This window comes from Protofrankia sp. CiP1_Cm_nod1 (assembly GCF_920888515.1).
Taxonomy (GTDB): domain Bacteria; phylum Actinomycetota; class Actinomycetes; order Frankiales; family Frankiaceae; genus Protofrankia.
This window is the reverse complement of record NZ_CAKKTM010000006.1, coordinates 1-15,762: the sequence shown is the minus strand read 5'-3', so window position 1 is coordinate 15,762 and position 15,762 is coordinate 1. Positions and strand designations below refer to the sequence as shown.

Annotated in this window: 13 protein-coding genes, 1 tRNA gene and 1 pseudogene; 7 read left to right on the top strand and 8 right to left on the bottom strand. The window is 67.9% G+C overall.

The window, feature by feature from the left end; genetic code table 11:
• Positions 1 to 21: 21 nt before the first annotated feature.
• Together NBX02_RS00595 and NBX02_RS00590 are read right to left on the bottom strand one after the other, a co-directional pair.
• On the bottom strand, positions 22 to 354 hold the full coding sequence (locus NBX02_RS00595; RefSeq protein ID WP_250281230.1) for a hypothetical protein: 333 nt from the start codon (positions 352 to 354) through the stop codon (positions 22 to 24).
• 327 nt (positions 355 to 681) lie between these two features.
• Positions 682 to 984, bottom strand: a complete 303-nt coding sequence (locus tag NBX02_RS00590) for a WXG100 family type VII secretion target (protein WP_250281228.1) — start codon at positions 982 to 984, stop codon at positions 682 to 684.
• 3,166 nt (positions 985 to 4,150) lie between these two features.
• Here NBX02_RS00590 and NBX02_RS00585 point away from each other — a divergent pair.
• On the top strand, positions 4,151 to 4,960 hold the full coding sequence (locus NBX02_RS00585) for a bacterial transcriptional activator domain-containing protein (RefSeq protein ID WP_250281226.1): 810 nt from the start codon (positions 4,151 to 4,153) through the stop codon (positions 4,958 to 4,960).
• Between the two features lie 132 nt (positions 4,961 to 5,092).
• Here NBX02_RS00585 and NBX02_RS00580 read toward each other — a convergent pair whose 3' ends face one another.
• Positions 5,093 to 7,225: a serine/threonine-protein kinase gene (locus NBX02_RS00580; protein ID WP_250289527.1), complete on the bottom strand. Its 2,133-nt coding sequence runs from the start codon at positions 7,223 to 7,225 to the stop codon at positions 5,093 to 5,095.
• Positions 7,226 to 7,348: 123 nt separating this feature from the next.
• Positions 7,349 to 9,019 carry an MFS transporter gene (locus NBX02_RS00575; protein WP_250289524.1) on the bottom strand — a complete coding sequence of 557 codons (1,671 nt, stop codon included), beginning with the start codon at positions 9,017 to 9,019 and terminating at the stop codon, positions 7,349 to 7,351.
• Between the two features lie 150 nt (positions 9,020 to 9,169).
• Here NBX02_RS00575 and NBX02_RS00570 point away from each other — a divergent pair, with 150 nt between their 5' ends.
• Together NBX02_RS00570 and NBX02_RS00565 are read left to right on the top strand one after the other, a co-directional pair.
• Positions 9,170 to 9,685 carry a metallophosphoesterase family protein gene (locus NBX02_RS00570; protein WP_250281222.1) on the top strand — a complete coding sequence of 172 codons (516 nt, stop codon included), beginning with the start codon at positions 9,170 to 9,172 and terminating at the stop codon, positions 9,683 to 9,685.
• A gap of 68 nt (positions 9,686 to 9,753) precedes the next feature.
• Positions 9,754 to 9,826, top strand: a tRNA-Arg gene (locus NBX02_RS00565).
• 131 nt (positions 9,827 to 9,957) lie between these two features.
• Here NBX02_RS00565 and NBX02_RS00560 read toward each other — a convergent pair.
• The 3 genes and pseudogenes from NBX02_RS00560 to NBX02_RS00550 form a co-directional block, all read right to left on the bottom strand.
• Entirely contained in the window at positions 9,958 to 10,275 is a 318-nt protein-coding gene (locus NBX02_RS00560; RefSeq protein ID WP_250281220.1) for a helix-turn-helix domain-containing protein, read from the bottom strand.
• A pseudogene (locus NBX02_RS00555) lies at positions 10,272 to 10,637 on the bottom strand (type II toxin-antitoxin system RelE/ParE family toxin). Before NBX02_RS00555 ends, NBX02_RS00560 begins: the two are co-directional and overlap by 4 nt.
• 320 nt (positions 10,638 to 10,957) lie before the next feature.
• A protein-coding gene (locus NBX02_RS00550; protein WP_445548178.1) for an IS3 family transposase occupies positions 10,958 to 12,474 on the bottom strand; the annotation gives its coding sequence in 2 pieces (ribosomal slippage) (positions 10,958 to 12,120 and positions 12,120 to 12,474; 1,518 coding nt in all).
• 139 nt (positions 12,475 to 12,613) lie between these two features.
• Here NBX02_RS00550 and NBX02_RS00545 point away from each other — a divergent pair.
• Positions 12,614 to 12,892: a C40 family peptidase gene (locus NBX02_RS00545; protein WP_445548177.1), complete on the top strand. Its 279-nt coding sequence runs from the start codon at positions 12,614 to 12,616 to the stop codon at positions 12,890 to 12,892.
• A 62-nt stretch (positions 12,893 to 12,954) separates the two neighbouring features.
• Here the strand turns inward: NBX02_RS00545 and NBX02_RS00540 are convergent, their stop codons facing one another.
• Positions 12,955 to 13,452, bottom strand: a complete 498-nt coding sequence (locus NBX02_RS00540) for a winged helix-turn-helix transcriptional regulator (protein WP_250281218.1) — start codon at positions 13,450 to 13,452, stop codon at positions 12,955 to 12,957.
• Positions 13,453 to 13,561: 109 nt separating this feature from the next.
• Here NBX02_RS00540 and NBX02_RS00535 point away from each other — a divergent pair, with 109 nt between their 5' ends.
• From NBX02_RS00535 to NBX02_RS00525, 3 genes are all read left to right on the top strand, one after another.
• Positions 13,562 to 14,350: an SDR family oxidoreductase gene (locus NBX02_RS00535; protein WP_250289529.1), complete on the top strand. Its 789-nt coding sequence runs from the start codon at positions 13,562 to 13,564 to the stop codon at positions 14,348 to 14,350.
• A gap of 29 nt (positions 14,351 to 14,379) precedes the next feature.
• Positions 14,380 to 14,739: a hypothetical protein gene (locus NBX02_RS00530; protein WP_250281214.1), complete on the top strand. Its 360-nt coding sequence runs from the start codon at positions 14,380 to 14,382 to the stop codon at positions 14,737 to 14,739.
• 281 nt (positions 14,740 to 15,020) lie between these two features.
• Entirely contained in the window at positions 15,021 to 15,467 is a 447-nt protein-coding gene (locus NBX02_RS00525) for a C40 family peptidase (protein WP_250289522.1), read from the top strand.
• The last annotated feature ends 295 nt before the right edge of the window (positions 15,468 to 15,762 follow it).

Below are 15,762 nucleotides of genomic sequence, written 5' to 3'. Positions count from 1 at the left end.
TTTCGGCAGCAATATGTCCGCTCAGTCTCCTCTCCCCCCTCCCTCTTCCCCACTGGCCGACCGCGACGCACGGACCAGCTCGGTACTCAGATCGGCATCGGCCTGACGCAGGGTCTCCGCCGACCGGGAAGCCATCGTCGCCAGTTTGTTCGCATTTTCGTCGATCTTCTTACGTCCGTCCTTCCAGCCGTGCTCGAAGTCGTCCAGGGCATCCTCGATCTCGGTCGATCCCGTCTGCCCTCGGTAGTTCTCCAGCATCGAACGGGTCGCGTTCATCGCCGAACGGATCGACGTCAGATTGCCGGCCAGCGAGTCCAGCCCAGGAAGATCGACCGAAAGCCGGTCAGTGGTCATCGCGCACTACCTCTCTCACCGTGATCCTGTCGCAGGACAGGCCTACGACGACCGGCCCGTTCACGGAAGGCACAGGAGAGATCGCAGATGTCCCGGGGGCACGGCACCTGTCAACGTCCTTCTGAACAGCGCCCGTTCGGACCGGACGGAAAGCCACCGTGCAGGACGGCGACCTTCGCGCCGTGCCCGGACAAGCACCAAGAATGCCCGGCACGCCGGACGCCTCACCGAGCGAAAACCGCCTCCCGGCGACCTGGGCCCCCGCGCCCATGGACTTCTTCCCAGGACCGGACGCGGAAAACGTGATCACGCCCTGCCGTCGGCCCGTCAGCTCTGGCCACGCAGTGAACTCGCGAGCTGGGTATCAGCGGTCCGGAACACCTCAGCCGCCTTCTTCAGGTAGTCGGCCATGCCGTCGAGCCCGGCCAGCGTGTTGGTGACACCGGTATTGAACCTGTCGTAGGACCCCTGGAACTGCACGCTGGACTGGTCGGTGACGTACCCACCAGCGGCCAGGGCCTCGACCATTTTCTTCAACGTGACAAGCTGGGCCTCGATGTCGGCCCTGCCGTTCCTGAGCCTGATACTGGCATCGTCCATGTCCTGGTACGTGACATTGAGGTTGGGCATTGTCAGACCCTTTCAGACAGGTTTTCAGCAGCAAATATCGACCGCGCAGGATAGGCCGCTCTGGCGACACAGCGTGATTTCTGGGCCGCGCCGCCCAGAAGCGGTGTATCAGACGGCTTCTACCGCGGTCCAAAAATCATGCTCAGGCAGGACGGTGCTGTCAGCGCGTACCCGATCACACTTCCACTGTTCTTGATGAGCACAACACCGGGTCGATACCGAAACCCGCGGCCCCACTCTCACGGATCATGTATCCAGGGGACGATCCGGCAGCTTCGCTGCCAGGAAGTATCGCACACCAGTGCCGTCCGCGACGCATTTCGTACGCTTTGCACCCATCCGCCTGGTACCGGTTTACACCATGCTCCCGGCTTGTGACAAGACCACCGGGAGAGCGACGTCGACACGACACCGACCACATGATCGCTTCGGTGCGGACGTCGACGCCGGTTGCCCGCCATCATGCCGGACCGACCGCCGGGCGACCCAGTTATCCACAGCCAAGTTATCCACAGGAAAGGTCGCACGGTAGCCGCTCCGCCCGTTGGCGGAAGATGATGAGCCCGTGACACCGCGCTACCTCGACCAAGCCAGCCGGCGACGTTCAGCTCCGCCGGCCAGGCGCCACCCGACGGCTGACAACCCATGGAAGCCGACGGGCGGGCTGGCCGCGCTGTTCTCCAGGCTGCTCTCCAGCGTGGCCGTCATCTTCCCATCCATCCTGTTCCCGCCCGCCCCGGACAAGCGCGGCCGGCGTCCCGCCCTGGCTCAGGCGACAGCGACAAACGCACCGGCGGATGCATGCCCGACCGCAACGACAGAAATGAGCACGCCTGACACGAGCACGCCGCTGGACGACAGGTGGAACACCACGACACGACCCGAAGGAACCGTACGCTACCATCCAGTTACGAACCAGCCGCTTCCCCTCACGACTTCTCCCACGGAGGAGGCTGGACAGCGGGGTACCCGGGCACAGGCAGCACCGAGACACCACGACGTACACCCACCCGTCGTCCTATCTGTCATACTGACGACAGGAATGATGGTTGCACTGATGAGGCGACGGCCACGATTCAAGGGCGGCAACCCCCTCGGTCAGACCAGGCCCGGGCTCCGCCTCGCCGCGGACGGGGGGGCTGCCCGATTCCTCGACCAGGCACTGCGGCTTCTCGCCGCGGAGCTCACCACCGCTGGTCGCACCCTGCCATCCGTGTATGCGGCAACCGTCTCCGACAGCGGACTCGTCCTGCACATCGCGCCGGCTGAACCTGACGGACCGCCTTCACCCTGGCAGGCCGGCCGGGCACCGGGTACCTGGCGTATCGCGCGGACCACCACCACGGCCGACGGCCTGCCCGCCGATGACAGCCAGAGAGTTCCCGTAGACACACCAGCCCCCTATCCAGGCCTGGCCACCGTGGGCACGGACGACCGAGGAGCTCGTGTTCTCGTCGACATCGAGGCTGCCCCCGGGATCATCAGCCTCGGTGGGGACGCCGCGCTCGCGCGAGAGGTGGCCGTGTCCGTCGCGGTGGAACTGGCCACGAATCCCTGGTCGGGCGATCTCCGCATATACATGATCGGGTTTCCTGGGCGCCTCATGTCGATTGCCCCGGACCGGCTGCGACCCAGTACCAGCCTCGACGATGTCCTGGACGAGCTGGAAAGCCGTCAGCCGTGGCACGGCCGGTCAGCTGGCGGTGAACCACGAAACGGCGGATCTCCCGATCCGGCGCTCCGAGGGCGGCCGGCGGCCCTGCGCCAGGCCCTGTGGGCGCCGGAGCTGCTGCTCCTGGCCGCCCCTCCGTCCGAGCGGGAGACAGCGCGGCTTTCCGCCCTCTTCAGGGATTCCACCCAGGGGGTCGGTGTCGTGACCGTCGGCAATTCGACCGCCGCACGCTGGCGCTTCACCGTGAGCCCGGAGCGTAAGCTGCACCTCGGTGTCCTTGGGCTGGAGGTCAGTGCTCAGACGCTGAGCACGCGCGAGTACTCCACCATTGCCGGCATGCTCCGTATGGCGGGTACGGCGTACACACGTTCCGGCCAAGCCGACGCCGTGTCACATATCCCAAAAACGGAAACCACGGGCCCTGGTCCCGATCATCCGCACCCCGCATATCCGACAGATCCGCCGCCACGGCGGATCTCCGCTCCAGCGGCACAGTCGCCGCGCCGTCCCGGCCTCGGGAACGGCGTGGCGCAAGTGGACGACCGTAGCCGTGGGAACGAGGACGCCGATGCGCGTGCCGCGTTCCCGGACGGATCCCGGCCAGCCCCCACCTCGAATCCGGACCAGGTGCCGACGCCATGGGTACCCGAAATTCCGCCGTGGATGCGCCCACAGGCATCCACGGCGGAATCAGAGTCCCTCCATCGCAGGCATCCGCCAATTCCACCGGTGCCGTCGGTGCCTCCCCCGTCAGCTCCTGCGCGGACCCCAGCGACGCGGGCCCCGTCCCCGCCCCCGCGGACGCCTTCACCGGCCATCGCTCCTCCGGTTGGCCGACCACCCAAACCCCCGCCGCCTCCAGGAGAACCACCGGTACGTCCGGAGGCGGCGGGGCACCCGGACGGCGGCAACCCGGCGGGGCGTGCTCACGGCCCTTCCCCGTCCGTGGACGCCTCCTCCCGGGGAGACGGTGCCGCCTCCGTCTGGCGCAACAGAGCGATGCCGGCCCGGGAGCTCCAGGTGCCCGGGGCCTCCGGGATGTCAGTGGGGCCTGTGCCGCCACGTTCTCCTGATGCACACGTTCCTGATGCACACGGCGTCCAGCTGTATCCGTTTCCGCCGCCGACCGCGTTCCCGGCCGAGGCCTCCCCCCTGCCGTCCATGCCCCCTCCCGGTGCGGTCTGGCCAGCGCCACCGTCGACACCGACGGCACAACCGTGGAAGACACCAGGGCTGCTGGTCCGGCTTTCCGGGCGAACCGCGGCGAGCGACGCCCTCGCGGCCCCGGCTCCCGGCGACGACGGCCTGCCGCGGACGGATCCGCCTGACGACAACGCACTGTCCACCCTGCCGGCTCTACTGCCACAGCCAGTTTCCCAGCCGCAACCAGTTTCCCGGCCGCTGGCAGTTTCCCGGCCGCTGGCAGCGCCACCCGTGCTGCCGGCGGCGCTGGCGTCGTCACCGGCGCGGCCAGCGCCAGTGACGACGCCGGCCGTGCCTGGCGAGCTGTTCCGAGCGACCGACGTCGCAATCCGGATCATGGGAGAGATCGCCGTCGAGGCGCCGGGGCCCTGCGATCCGGATCGCCGGGAGTTCCTGACCGAGCTGGTGGTGTACCTGGCTCTGCATCGCTCAGGGGTACTTTCCAGCGCTCTCAGCGCCGTGCTCCTGCCGCCAGGGACTCCTGACGACGTGCTCAACGACGAGCTCGAGCATGTCGCCGGCTGGCTCGGGAGTGACAACGAGGGCCGCCCGCATATCACGGTCAGTGATAACGAATGCTGGCGCCTGACTGACGACGTCCGGTGCGACTGGGATCTTTTCGTCGCCTACACCCATCGCTCCGCCCAACCGGAGACGGACGCCGAAGACGATCTTACAACAGCATTACGGCTGGTCGCCGGACCACTGTGGACAAATCTGCCGGCAGGCCGCTACCGATGGCTGGACTCAGGCAGGATCAGGACGATCACCTCCACCGCCGTCGTCGATGTGGCCCACCGACTTGCCAACTTGACGCTCGGTAACGGCGATACCGTTACCGCCATCGCGGCGTGCCGAACGGGCCTGCGCGCGGCGCCAACAGCCGAAATCCTGTGGCGAGATCTACTACGCACAGTAGCAGCTCGCCATGACCGCAAGGCCCTGGAGGCGGTGATCAACGAGATGTACCAGATGATCGCGCCATCACGGACCGGCCTCGGCATCCAGGCAGAAACGAATGCGCTGGTACGCGAGCTGCTACCGGGATTCCGCCGGCGGCAACAGATCAGCGGCAGAAGATCCACGATAACAGGCCGATAGGAGCCACTGCCGGCGGACGGCCAGCCGGTTCACCTCGGCGCCCGCCGGATCAGCCCGTACCCAGGAAAGCCCAGGGCGCCGGACCGAGGCCTGCGGCGTTGCTCCGTCACGGTCCGACAGCCACGTCCCGGATCAGTACGACCCGCCGGCGCGGTATGGCAGCGGGCCCGGAGGGTAGCCCGGTGGAGGCGGCTGCCATGGCCCCGGAGCAACCCGCGGGCCCCGCAGCGTCCCGAAAACCGCCAGGACCGCAATCGCTCCGAAGGCGGCGAGGTGGATGTCTGACAGATCCAGGATGGTCTCACCAAGACGTATCACGACATCGCCGCCTCCCCAGGCCAGCACGGCATGCTGCAGCAACGCCACGGCAACAGCCATCCTGGCCGCGAACAGGAAGAGCCGGTCCGACCAGCGATCACCAAGAAGGCCGAGAGCCAACAGCCCGATCAGCACCGCAAAATTGTCGACCGCGTAAACGTGGAGATCCGGATAAAACATCTCGAACGCGCAGAGCCCGGCCACGATCATCGCGGTGAAGAACGTGACGCTGCGGGGCTGCGCGAACAACGTGGCGAGAAGCAGCACACCAGCGATCGCGGAGGTTCCGACCAGGCTCGGCTGCCCGGCGAGGACATAAGCCTTCCAATGCAGCTCCGCGGGGGCGAACACGACGACGCCCATACCACCGACGAGCAGGCAGAAGACTGTCCACCGGCCGAAGGTCCAGCCGGCGGTCCAGCCCCGCCAGCCCAGGACGACGACCAACGCTGCGGCGGCACCCGTTATGATCAGCCACCCGCCGACGTCAAGCGAGGAGCCGAACTCCTCCTGGGCGAAGCCGAGCTCCGCGACCGACATGACGGACAGACCGGCCACACATCCGGCCGCGAAATCACGCCAGGCACCCCGGCGGTTCCCGGCCACCAGACCGACAAGCATCACCGGCAGCGCAAGGAACGCCACCGTGAACTCCCCGAAAACGTCCCATATGTCGTAATAACCGATAATCGTCGGTATCCGCGCGGTGTTGGCCCGCGAGATCACGGGGATGGCCGTAAGCACAGCCGCCACCAGCAGAACCGCCAGAACTGGCACCGGCATTGGCGACGAACGGCCGAAGCGTCCCTGCTGGGGTGGCCCGGGTGGAGTGAGGAGCCCACGTCGGTCCGCTCCGGGCGGTGGAGGCTGCGGCGGGGGCGGCACCGGGGGCTGCGCATTCCAGAGAGCACCCTGGACGGGCTGTTCCTCGGCCTCCCACGGCGGGAGCGGAGGCCCGACCCGGGTGTGGCCCGTTTCAGGCGATGGCGGTGGGGTCTGCCATCCTGGCCAGCCAGCTGCCTGACCGTGGCCGGCGGATGGCCGAGACGGCCCGAACGGACCGGCTGCCGACGCGTCATCCAGGCCAAGACCACCGCGGATGACACGGGTAGCGACCCGTTCGGCCTCGGTAACGCCGTAGATTTGCCTTCCGGTGAGGCTGGCCACCGCACCCACGGCGGTGCAGCGCTGTGCCGGCGGCTTCGCCAGCGCCCAGGCGACCACGGAGGCGAACGGCTCCGGAACCCCTTCGAGATCGGGAGCGTCTCCCAGGACCCGGGCCATCGACGCCGCCGGTGTCCCGGCCGCGAACGGATGCCGGCCCGTCGCGGCGAACGCGACGCAGGTACCCCAGGCGAAGATGTCGGCGGCAGGCCCGGCTCGCTCTCCGGAAAGCTGCTCGGGAGCCATCCAGGCGATGGTCCCGATGCTGAAGCCGGTTTTCGTGTTCATGGTGGCGTCCGAGAGCCGAGCGATGCCGAAATCGATGACCTTCGGCCCGTCCCAGTCCATGATGATGTTCGCGGGTTTGAGATCGCGATGCACCACGCCAGCCGCGTGGATGACGACCAGGGCCTCGGCAAGACCAACGGCAAGGCTCATCAACGTCGGGCCGTCCAGACGGCCGCGGCGGCGTACCGCGTCCGCCAGGCTCACCCCGTCGACGTAGGCGGTCGCCATCCAGGGGCGAGGGGCGTCCACATCAGCGTCCAGGACCTCGGCCACAAAAGCGCCACGGACGCGCCGGGCAGCGGTGACCTCCTGGCGGAAACGGGCCCGGAACTCGGGATCCGCCGCCACGTTCAGGTGCGGAAGCTTGATCGCTACAGGCGTGTCATCAGGAGCGAAGGCCTGATAGACCACGCCCATTCCACCTTCGCCGAGACGGCCGTGCAGCCGGTAGGGCCCGACAGAACGCGGATCGTCAGCAGCCAGTGGCGCCAGCACCGGCTCCCCTCTCGCCAGCCCCCATCACGAGCGGAGAGTACCCGACCGGACCAGCCCGACCCACCTTCCAGTCAGAAACCAGCCAGACATCCGACGGCCCTCGACACGTCCGCGACAGGGCCATCACCGAGGCTGGACGGACGAAACGGACAAAGCAGGCGCGAGGACCGCCACCGTCGCGGCAAGAGCAACCACAACGATCATAGCGGCACGCAGGCTGATCATTTCTGCGAGCCCTCCGACGATCGGGGGGCCTATCAACCAGCCGACATAACCAAAGCTCATAACCCTGGCAACAGCGGCCCCAGCGGACGGGGACCGACCGGAAGCACGAATGCCAAGCCGCCCTGCCGCCGATATCGTCGACGGGACGACACATGCCATTCCGATACCAATGATGCCAAAACCCACGATTCCGCCAGGTACGCCGATAGCGGTGTCCGCGACGGCCAGCGCGGAGAGGAACACGACACTCGTGGCCCCAGCCGAAACCCGGACCAGGCAGGCGGCCCCGACGGCGGCCGTCACCCTGTCCCCAGCCAGCCGCCCGACCAGCATCGTCCCCGCGAACAGGACGAAGCCGATGCCCGCGACATCCACGGACGCACCCGTCACATCCCGCAGGTAGAGGGTGCTCCAGTCCGCGGCCACACCCTCGCACAGGAAACTCGACAGGCAGATGAAACAGAGCATGTCAAGCGGACGGCCGGCCCCCCGGCGGATGTTCAGGCCATGCCGAAAACCGCGGGAACCCCGAGAAGCGCGCGGAGCGGACACCGCCTCGGGTGTCCGCTCCGCGGCCGTGCCGACCGCTCCGGATCCCCCCGTTTCCCCGGCGTCCCCGCTCTCATCGGCTCCCTTCCCGGCATCCTCGCCCTTCTTGTTCCTGGTCGGCTGGTTTTCCTCGTGCTCCTCGACAGCACCGAGCAGGGAGACCGGAGCCGACACAGGAAATACCGGACAATCACGATCATGAATTGGCACCACGGACTCGGTCATCACGACGCCGACAGCCGTATCCGTAATATTTCCGCCGTCCCGGCCGGTCGTGTCACCGGCAGCCCTGCCACTGACGGCAACATCTACACCCGCCACGTTATCGATACTCCCGGTATCGGCGACATTTCCCGCCACCGCCGGGTTCCTCGCATCCATCACGGGCGCACGACGCACGATCAGTGCATCGTCAGGAGCGGGCGCGTCACGCGGCAACATCATCAGAGTCGGCGGAAGACCGATGACGAGCCCGAGCGCGCCGACGCCGGCGAGCTGCCAGCCGAGCGGCGTCTCCGCGGCCGCGCCCGCCGCGCCCAGGGCCGCTCCGACAAGCGCACCGCCCGTCCACGCCGCGTGCAGCCCCGACATGATCGGACGCCCGTAGCGTCGCTCCACCTCGGTGGCCTGAGCGTTGACCGCGACGTCGAGCCCGCTGCCGCTGGCCCCCCAGAACGCAAGCAGCACGAACAACACGGGCAGGCTGCCGGCACCACCGATGAGCACACCGGCGGCGCAGTACAGGACAAGACTGACCCGGATCACGGGGACACTGCCGACACGCCCGACGAGAAGACCAATGGCCCACATGATCAGAACTGCGCCGGCCGGTGCTCCAAGTAACGCCAGCCCGAGCTCGCCCTCACTCAGCGCAAGCGACGCTTTCACCTCAGGGATGCGAGGAATCCAGGCCGCGAAGACGAAGGCATGAACGAAAAGGCCGGTCGCTGTTGCGACCCGAGCCGCCCGGGGCAGGGCGCCGCCCGGTGGTGACATCTCCGGCAACGGCTGTCCAGACACCACAGGAAGCGTACCTTCCGGCTTCTGCCCGTCCGAACGGAGCGCGACAGCCCTTCACGATTCATACATCGACGGCCCGCTGGCCACCCCGCGGCATTTTCGTGCTGACAGCCCGCTTTCCGGCCGAAGCCGGCGAGGCAGACTCGACGGATGAGGCTCGTCCTGCTGGCCGACACGCATGTGCCGTTCCGTGCCCGTGACCTGCCGGCCCCGGTGTGGGCAGCGGTCGACGACGCGGACACGGTGATCCATTCCGGCGACTGGGTCGACGTCGCCCTGCTGGAGCGGCTCCAGGCCAGAACTCCGCGCCTGATCGGCTGCTCCGGCAACAACGACGGACCCGAGATCCGCAAGCTGCTACCGGAGGTGGCACGTGTCGATCTCGACGGAGTCCGGACGGTGGTCGTGCACGAGACCGGGACAGCCACCGGCCGGAACCAGCGGGTCAGCGCCATCTACCCCGACGCCGGCCTGGTCGTCTTCGGCCACTCGCACATCCCCTGGGACGCCACGGTCCACCGGACGGGCGGCGCCGGACCGGTCCGGCTGCTCAACCCCGGCTCCCCGACGGACCGCCGCCGCCAGCCACACCACACGTTCATGACGGCATCGATCACCAACGGCCGCCTGGGGGACGTCACACCGCATCGGCTACCGCCACGCTGACGCCCGTTCGGAGATCGCGGGCCGATGCTGTACTCTTGCTCAGTCGGTCCGCTACCGTGGCCCGGCAGGCGCTCGTAGCTCAACGGATAGAGCACTTGACTACGGATCAAGAGGTTGGGGGTTCGAGTCCCTCCGAGCGCACGTCAGGTTGAGACAGGTCAGAGCCCCGCAGCCGATCACACGGCGCGGGGCTCTGGTCTTTCTGAAGCAGCGGGTGCAGCAACGGCCCTCAGCCCAGGAAGCCGTCGGGTGTGCTGCGGCGACGAAACAGGTCAAGCGATCGCGGCGATGTCCCCGTCGTCAAAGTAGATCGCCTGATGCAGCCGGCCACCAAGAGCGGCAGCGTATCTGGCGACCACGTCCTGACCGGAGAGTGAGCCCTGCTCGATCTGCGAGATCCGGCCCTTGGTCACCCCCATCCGCTCGGCCACCTGCTGCTGGGTCAGACCCCGCGCACGACGCACCTCGGCAAGCCGGTGCCCCACCGCGACCGCAAGAAGCTCCTGCTTGCCGGCGGCGACCGCCTCCTCCCCGCCGGCCCGGGCGACCTGCTCGGCACGGACATCAGCCCACCGTACGTGACCACTCATCGCCGATCACCCTCCTCCTGGCCGCGTTCCACCAGGTAGCTCTTGTAGCGTTGCTCCGCCAGTGGAATCGCTTCGTCGTACCAGGCGTTCCACTGCCCGGATTTGTCCCCGGCAACAAGCAGGATGCTCGAACGCTACGGATCGAAACAGAACAAGATCCGTACCGTGCCCGGTCTGAGTTCCTTCAGGTTCGGCAGCGACGAGCCGCTGATCGTGTCGACCAGCGGTCTCCCCAGCCCGGGGCCGGTCTCCGCGAGCAGGTCGATCGCCTGGACGACCCGCGCGTGTGTCGCGGCGTCCAGGCCGTCGATCCAGTCACGGACCTCGTTGACGAGGTAGACGTCCCACTGCCGCCCGTCCATCAAACGAGTATAGCTCTCACTAAACCATGGCACCGCGAAGACCACCAAGATGACCATAGTCAGAACGACTGACAGCCAAGTTGACAGCCAAGCCGGTGGACGAGGGTGGACGTTGGCGGACGCCCATGGACAGAGCCCACCAGGTCAGCGGACGGGGCGGACCTCTGCGAACGTCGACGGAAGATCTAAATCTAACTACGGGTCAAGAGGCTGGGGGTTCGAGCCCCTCCGAGCGCACAGTGTGCATCCCCAACCCGGTCGGTGTGCCACCGGCCGGGTTCGGAACTTGTCAAGATCTTTAAGACAAGATTCTTTGTGGATTACCCTGCATGCGTTCTCTGTCGGGGGACGACCTCCGATCGTTCGGGGATGCCGGCGGCGGCCGGTTCTGCTCGCTCGTCGGGCTTGTGGTTGATCCCGGCAGGCTGTGGGAGCGGCGGCGGAACCGGGCGCCGGTTCACGAACCGCTCCGGGTGCGCGGCGTAGGCCGCGTCGAGGACGCGGCCGCGGGCAGCGTGCACCGCCTCGGCCTGGCCGAAATACACGACCGCCGGCGCGAGATAGCCGATTCCCGAATGTCTGTGCTCGTGGTTGTACCAGGCGAAGAACCGGCGGCAGAACTGGCGCGCCTCGGCGAGGGTACCAAAGCGGTCAGGAAAGCCGGGCCGGTACTTCAGCGTCTTGAACTGGGACTCCGAGTACGGGTTGTCGTTCGAGACCCGCGGCCTGGAGTGCGACCGGACGATGTCGAGGTCCGCGTAGAGCATCGCGACCGTCTTCGACGTCATCGACGAGCCCCGGTCCGCGTGCACCGTCAGCCCCGACGTGTCGACGCCGTACTTCTCGCAGGTCTGCGTGACCAGCTCCTTCGCCAACTCGCCCGACTCGTTCGGCGCCAGCATCCAGCCCACGACATACCGGCTGAAGATATCGAGAATGACATACAGGTAGAAATAGCTGTGTTTCGACGGCCCCTTGATTTTCGTGATATCCCAGGTCCACACGCGGTGGGGCGCCTCCGCGAGCAGCTCGGGCTTCACGTGCGGCGGGTGCGTGGCCTGGGCGCGGCGCTCCCCGGTCTGGCCCTCGGCGGCCAGGATCCGGTAGAAGGTTCGCCAGGAGGCCAGGTAGACGCCCTCGTCGAGCAGCGTCGCCCACACGGACCGCGGCGACGCGTCGGCGAACCGCTCCGAGTCGAGCATCGCCAGCACCCGTGCCCGTTCCTCCGGGGACAGCGCCCGCGGCTGGGCGCGCTCCCGGTGCGGCTTCGGCGGGCGGCGCGGCGGAGCCGACGCGGGCGGCCGGTGGCGCCGGTAGAACGTCGCCCGCGACCGGCCCGTCAGCTCGCACGCCTTCTTCGCCCCGACGACGTCGGCCAGCTCGACCGCGCACGCGTCGGCTATCCGTTCTCCTTCGGCGACGATTCCCGGGTGATTCCGGGAATGCTCTCGGAGAGCGCCTCCACGAGCGCGTTGGCTTTTCCCATGATGTCCATCACGCGCCGGGACGCCTCGAGTTCCTTATCTTGCCGGGCCAGCCGCGCCCGCAACTGCTCGATCTCCTTGTCCCGCGGGTCGGGCGCAGGCCGGCCCCGCGGCTTCGAGAACGCCCCGGCCACGCCCTGGTCCCGCGCCCGGCGCCATTCCACCAGGTGCGCCGAGTACAACCGCTCCCGGCGCAGGATCGCGCCTTTCTCACCCGGCCTGGTCGCCGCGTCGTATTCCGCGAGAATCCGCGCCTTGTACTCCGCCGTGAACGTGCGCCGTTTCGCCTTCGGCTCGACCTCCGGATCAGGCCGGCCGGCCTCGGGCTCGTCCACCCGACCATCATCGACCAGGCCCTGCCCGGCCGTCAGCACCACTGCCACGATCTCCCTCTCCCAACCCCGCCCAAGCTAGCCTAGATGGGAAATATCTCCTGTCTCATCCCATCTTGGCAGGTAGGGCCTAACCCAGGTCGCCTACGCCGCGGCTTGCATCCAGCTCCCGCGCACCGCGCAGGCCCAATACGACGCCGGCCCGGCGCTGCCGGCCGGGGCGCCCCTGCAGGTGGGGGATCTCGTGTTCTTCGGAACGGATCAGAGTAAAGTCATGCATGTCGGCATCTACCTGGCTATGCAGGCCGGGCAGGCGCTGATGGTTGACGCTCCTCACGAGAGCGCCGACGTTCGTGTCGAGCCCTTCGCGGCGGCGGTTGGCGCGAGATGGGGGTCAGAGGTCTACCTCGGCGCCATCAGGGGACCGTCCGAGGGATGAGCGCGGAACCCTCTCTGTCGGGCTCGACCCGGCAGCCTGGTCGTTAGCCACCCCCCGGGGGGCTACGTGGCGTCGGCGGTAGAGATGTAGCGGGCGCGCATGGCCGAGCTGGCGGCGGGTCCCGCGGTGAAGACGTAGGCGTCGCTGTCGTCGAGGCGGCGGCCGGTCTTCGCGTCGATGACGACGGGTTCGACTTCTTCTCCGCTGGTCGCGTCGACGAGGATCATGCTGCGTTGCTCGGCGGGGAGGCGGGAATTGCCCCACGCCGCCAGTGTCACGATCACCGGGCGCAGCGAGCGGCCGAGGTCGGTCAGGACGTACTCGTGCCGGACCGGGTTGGTCTGGTAGGGGCGGCGTTCCAGCAGACCGTCGGCGACGAGGGTCTTGAGACGGGCGGTGAGCATGCTGGAGGAGATGCCGAGGCTGTCCTGGAACTGGTCGAAGCGGGTGTAGCCGTCGAAGGCGTCGTGCAGGATCAGCAGCGTCCACCACTCGCCGACGTGCTGCACCGTTGTCGACAGCGGGCACTCTCGGTCCTCGAGCCTGATCCGGCTCGCCATGGTGACCCCCTCCCCAGTAGCTGCTAAAGTCGAAGTCACTGACTTCTATTCTAGCAGTAGCTACGGGTGTGGGCCGGAGGATGGCCACACTCGGGAACAGGACGGCGTCATGACCTACATCCCTCCTACCGAATCCCTGCATGGCCGGCGTGCGCTGGTCACCGGCGGTACCGGAGGCACGGGCGCGGCCATCGCCCGGCGCCTCGCCCACGCCGACGCGACCGTGCTGGTGACCGGCCGCCGCCAGCCGGACGACCTCGATCCGAAGCTGTTCATCACCGCTGACCTCGCCACCGCCGCCGGGGCGGCGACCGTGGTGGCCGAAACGCTCGACCGCCTGGGCGGCGTCGACATCCTGGTCCACAATCTCGGCGGTTCCGAGGCACCGTCGGGCGGATTCGCCGCCCTCGGCGAGGACGACTGGGCCACCGAGTTGACCATCAACCTGCTGGCTGCGGTCCGCCTGGACCGCGGCCTGCTACCCGGCATGATCGAGGCCGGAAAGGGGGCCATCGTCCATGTCTCCTCCATCCAGCGCCGGATGCCACTGTGGAACGGCACCCTTGCCTACGCCGCCGCCAAGGCCGCGCTGACCACCTACAGCAAAGGGTTGGCCAACGAGGTCGCCCCGCGCGGGGTACGCGTCAACACCGTGTCGCCCGGCTTCATTCAGACCGCCGCGGCCGACGCTCTCGTCGACCGGCTCGCCCAGGGCGCCGGCATCAGCCGCCAGGATGCGTTGGCGGGGCTGATGGATTCCCTCGGCGGCATTCCGCTCGGGCGTCCCAACCGGCCCGACGAGGTCGCCGAACTGGTCGCCTTTCTTGTCTCCGACCGCGCTTCGTCGATCGTCGGCGCCGAGCACGTCATCGACGGCGGCACCACGCCGACCGTGTGATCCGTCCGCCCCTCACAGTCAGGACAGCCATGCGTGACAACGAGCCCCAGCCCATCGCCCCCGACGCGCTACCCGAGGTGATCGCCCGCTACCTGGCCTCGCACCGCACCCACAACACCCCGGCCGCGATCAGCGCGTTCACCACCGACGCCACCGTGATCGACGACGGCACCACCTACCACGGAACAGCAGCGATCGAAACCTGGCTGACCCGCTCGGCCAGCGAGTTCACCTACACCATCGAACTCACCGCCGCGCAGAAAACCGACCAGATCCACTACATCGCCACGAACCACCTCGAGGGCAACTTCCCCGGCGGCGTCGTCGATCTGCGCTACCAGTTCACCCTCCGCGACAACCTCATCGAACGCCTCGTCATCGAGCCCTGAACAGCGCTGGCGACAGACGGAAGACTCAACGCAAGGGTCAAACCGTGCGCCATCGACTCCATGGAGATCAGCAGACCAGGCAGCACCGCGGTGACCCACCGTCTTTCCCGGGCGGATCGCCGGCCGGGACCTGCGGTCAGATGCCAGCTCAGTCGCGGCAGGTGCGACAGCCTCACGCCACAACTGAATGATCCACTGCGCGGCGGGATTCCCCACGCCGGCGCACGTGAAGACTTCAGCGCCCAGATCACCGCGCTGGCCGACTGAAGTGTTCGGGTTCGGTGGACACCTACACCGCCCCCGAGACAGGGACCGGCAGCACGGGTGGAGCGGGTGCGGAAGACACGGCGCCGTCGACCGCCGCCCTGGTCGCCATCGACTACGCCACCGCCCAACTCGGCCTGCCCTACGAGTGGGGCGGCAACGGGCCCGCGTACGGGGAAGGCTTCGACTGTTCCGGACTGACGCAGGCCGCCTGGGCCGCCGCCGGGGTCCGGATCCCACGGACCGCCCAGACCCAATATGACGCCGGCCCGCGCCTCCCCGCCGACATCCCCCTCGCCCCCGGCGACCTGCTCTTCTACGGCACCCGAACCGCCATCCACCACGTCGCCCTCTATCTCGGCGGCGGGACAATCGTGACAGCGCCAGGCCGTGGAAAAACCATACGGATCTCATCGGCGCGATGGCCGGGAGACGACTATGCCGGTGCGACGAGACCGGGCTAAACGATCCCCCGCGAGAAGGTGGGGCCTGGCCGCCGTCAGGCTGGCGGACCGGACGGCGGACCGGCCCGGTGCGCGACGGCGGGTGGCTGTACCGGTTCCGGGGTGGTGGCCGGGACGAAACGGGGCCACCGGTTGTAGCCGACGTCCGGATCGTTCGATCGCAGCAGTCGGATATAGCTGATTTCCCGGCGGCTCACCTCCGCGTCGGTCGCGGTGTCGGACTCCCGGAGAATTTCTTTCCTGATGGTGAAGTCCCGTTGTTGTTCCGGGGTGAAGTCCGGGCGGGGTCAAACGG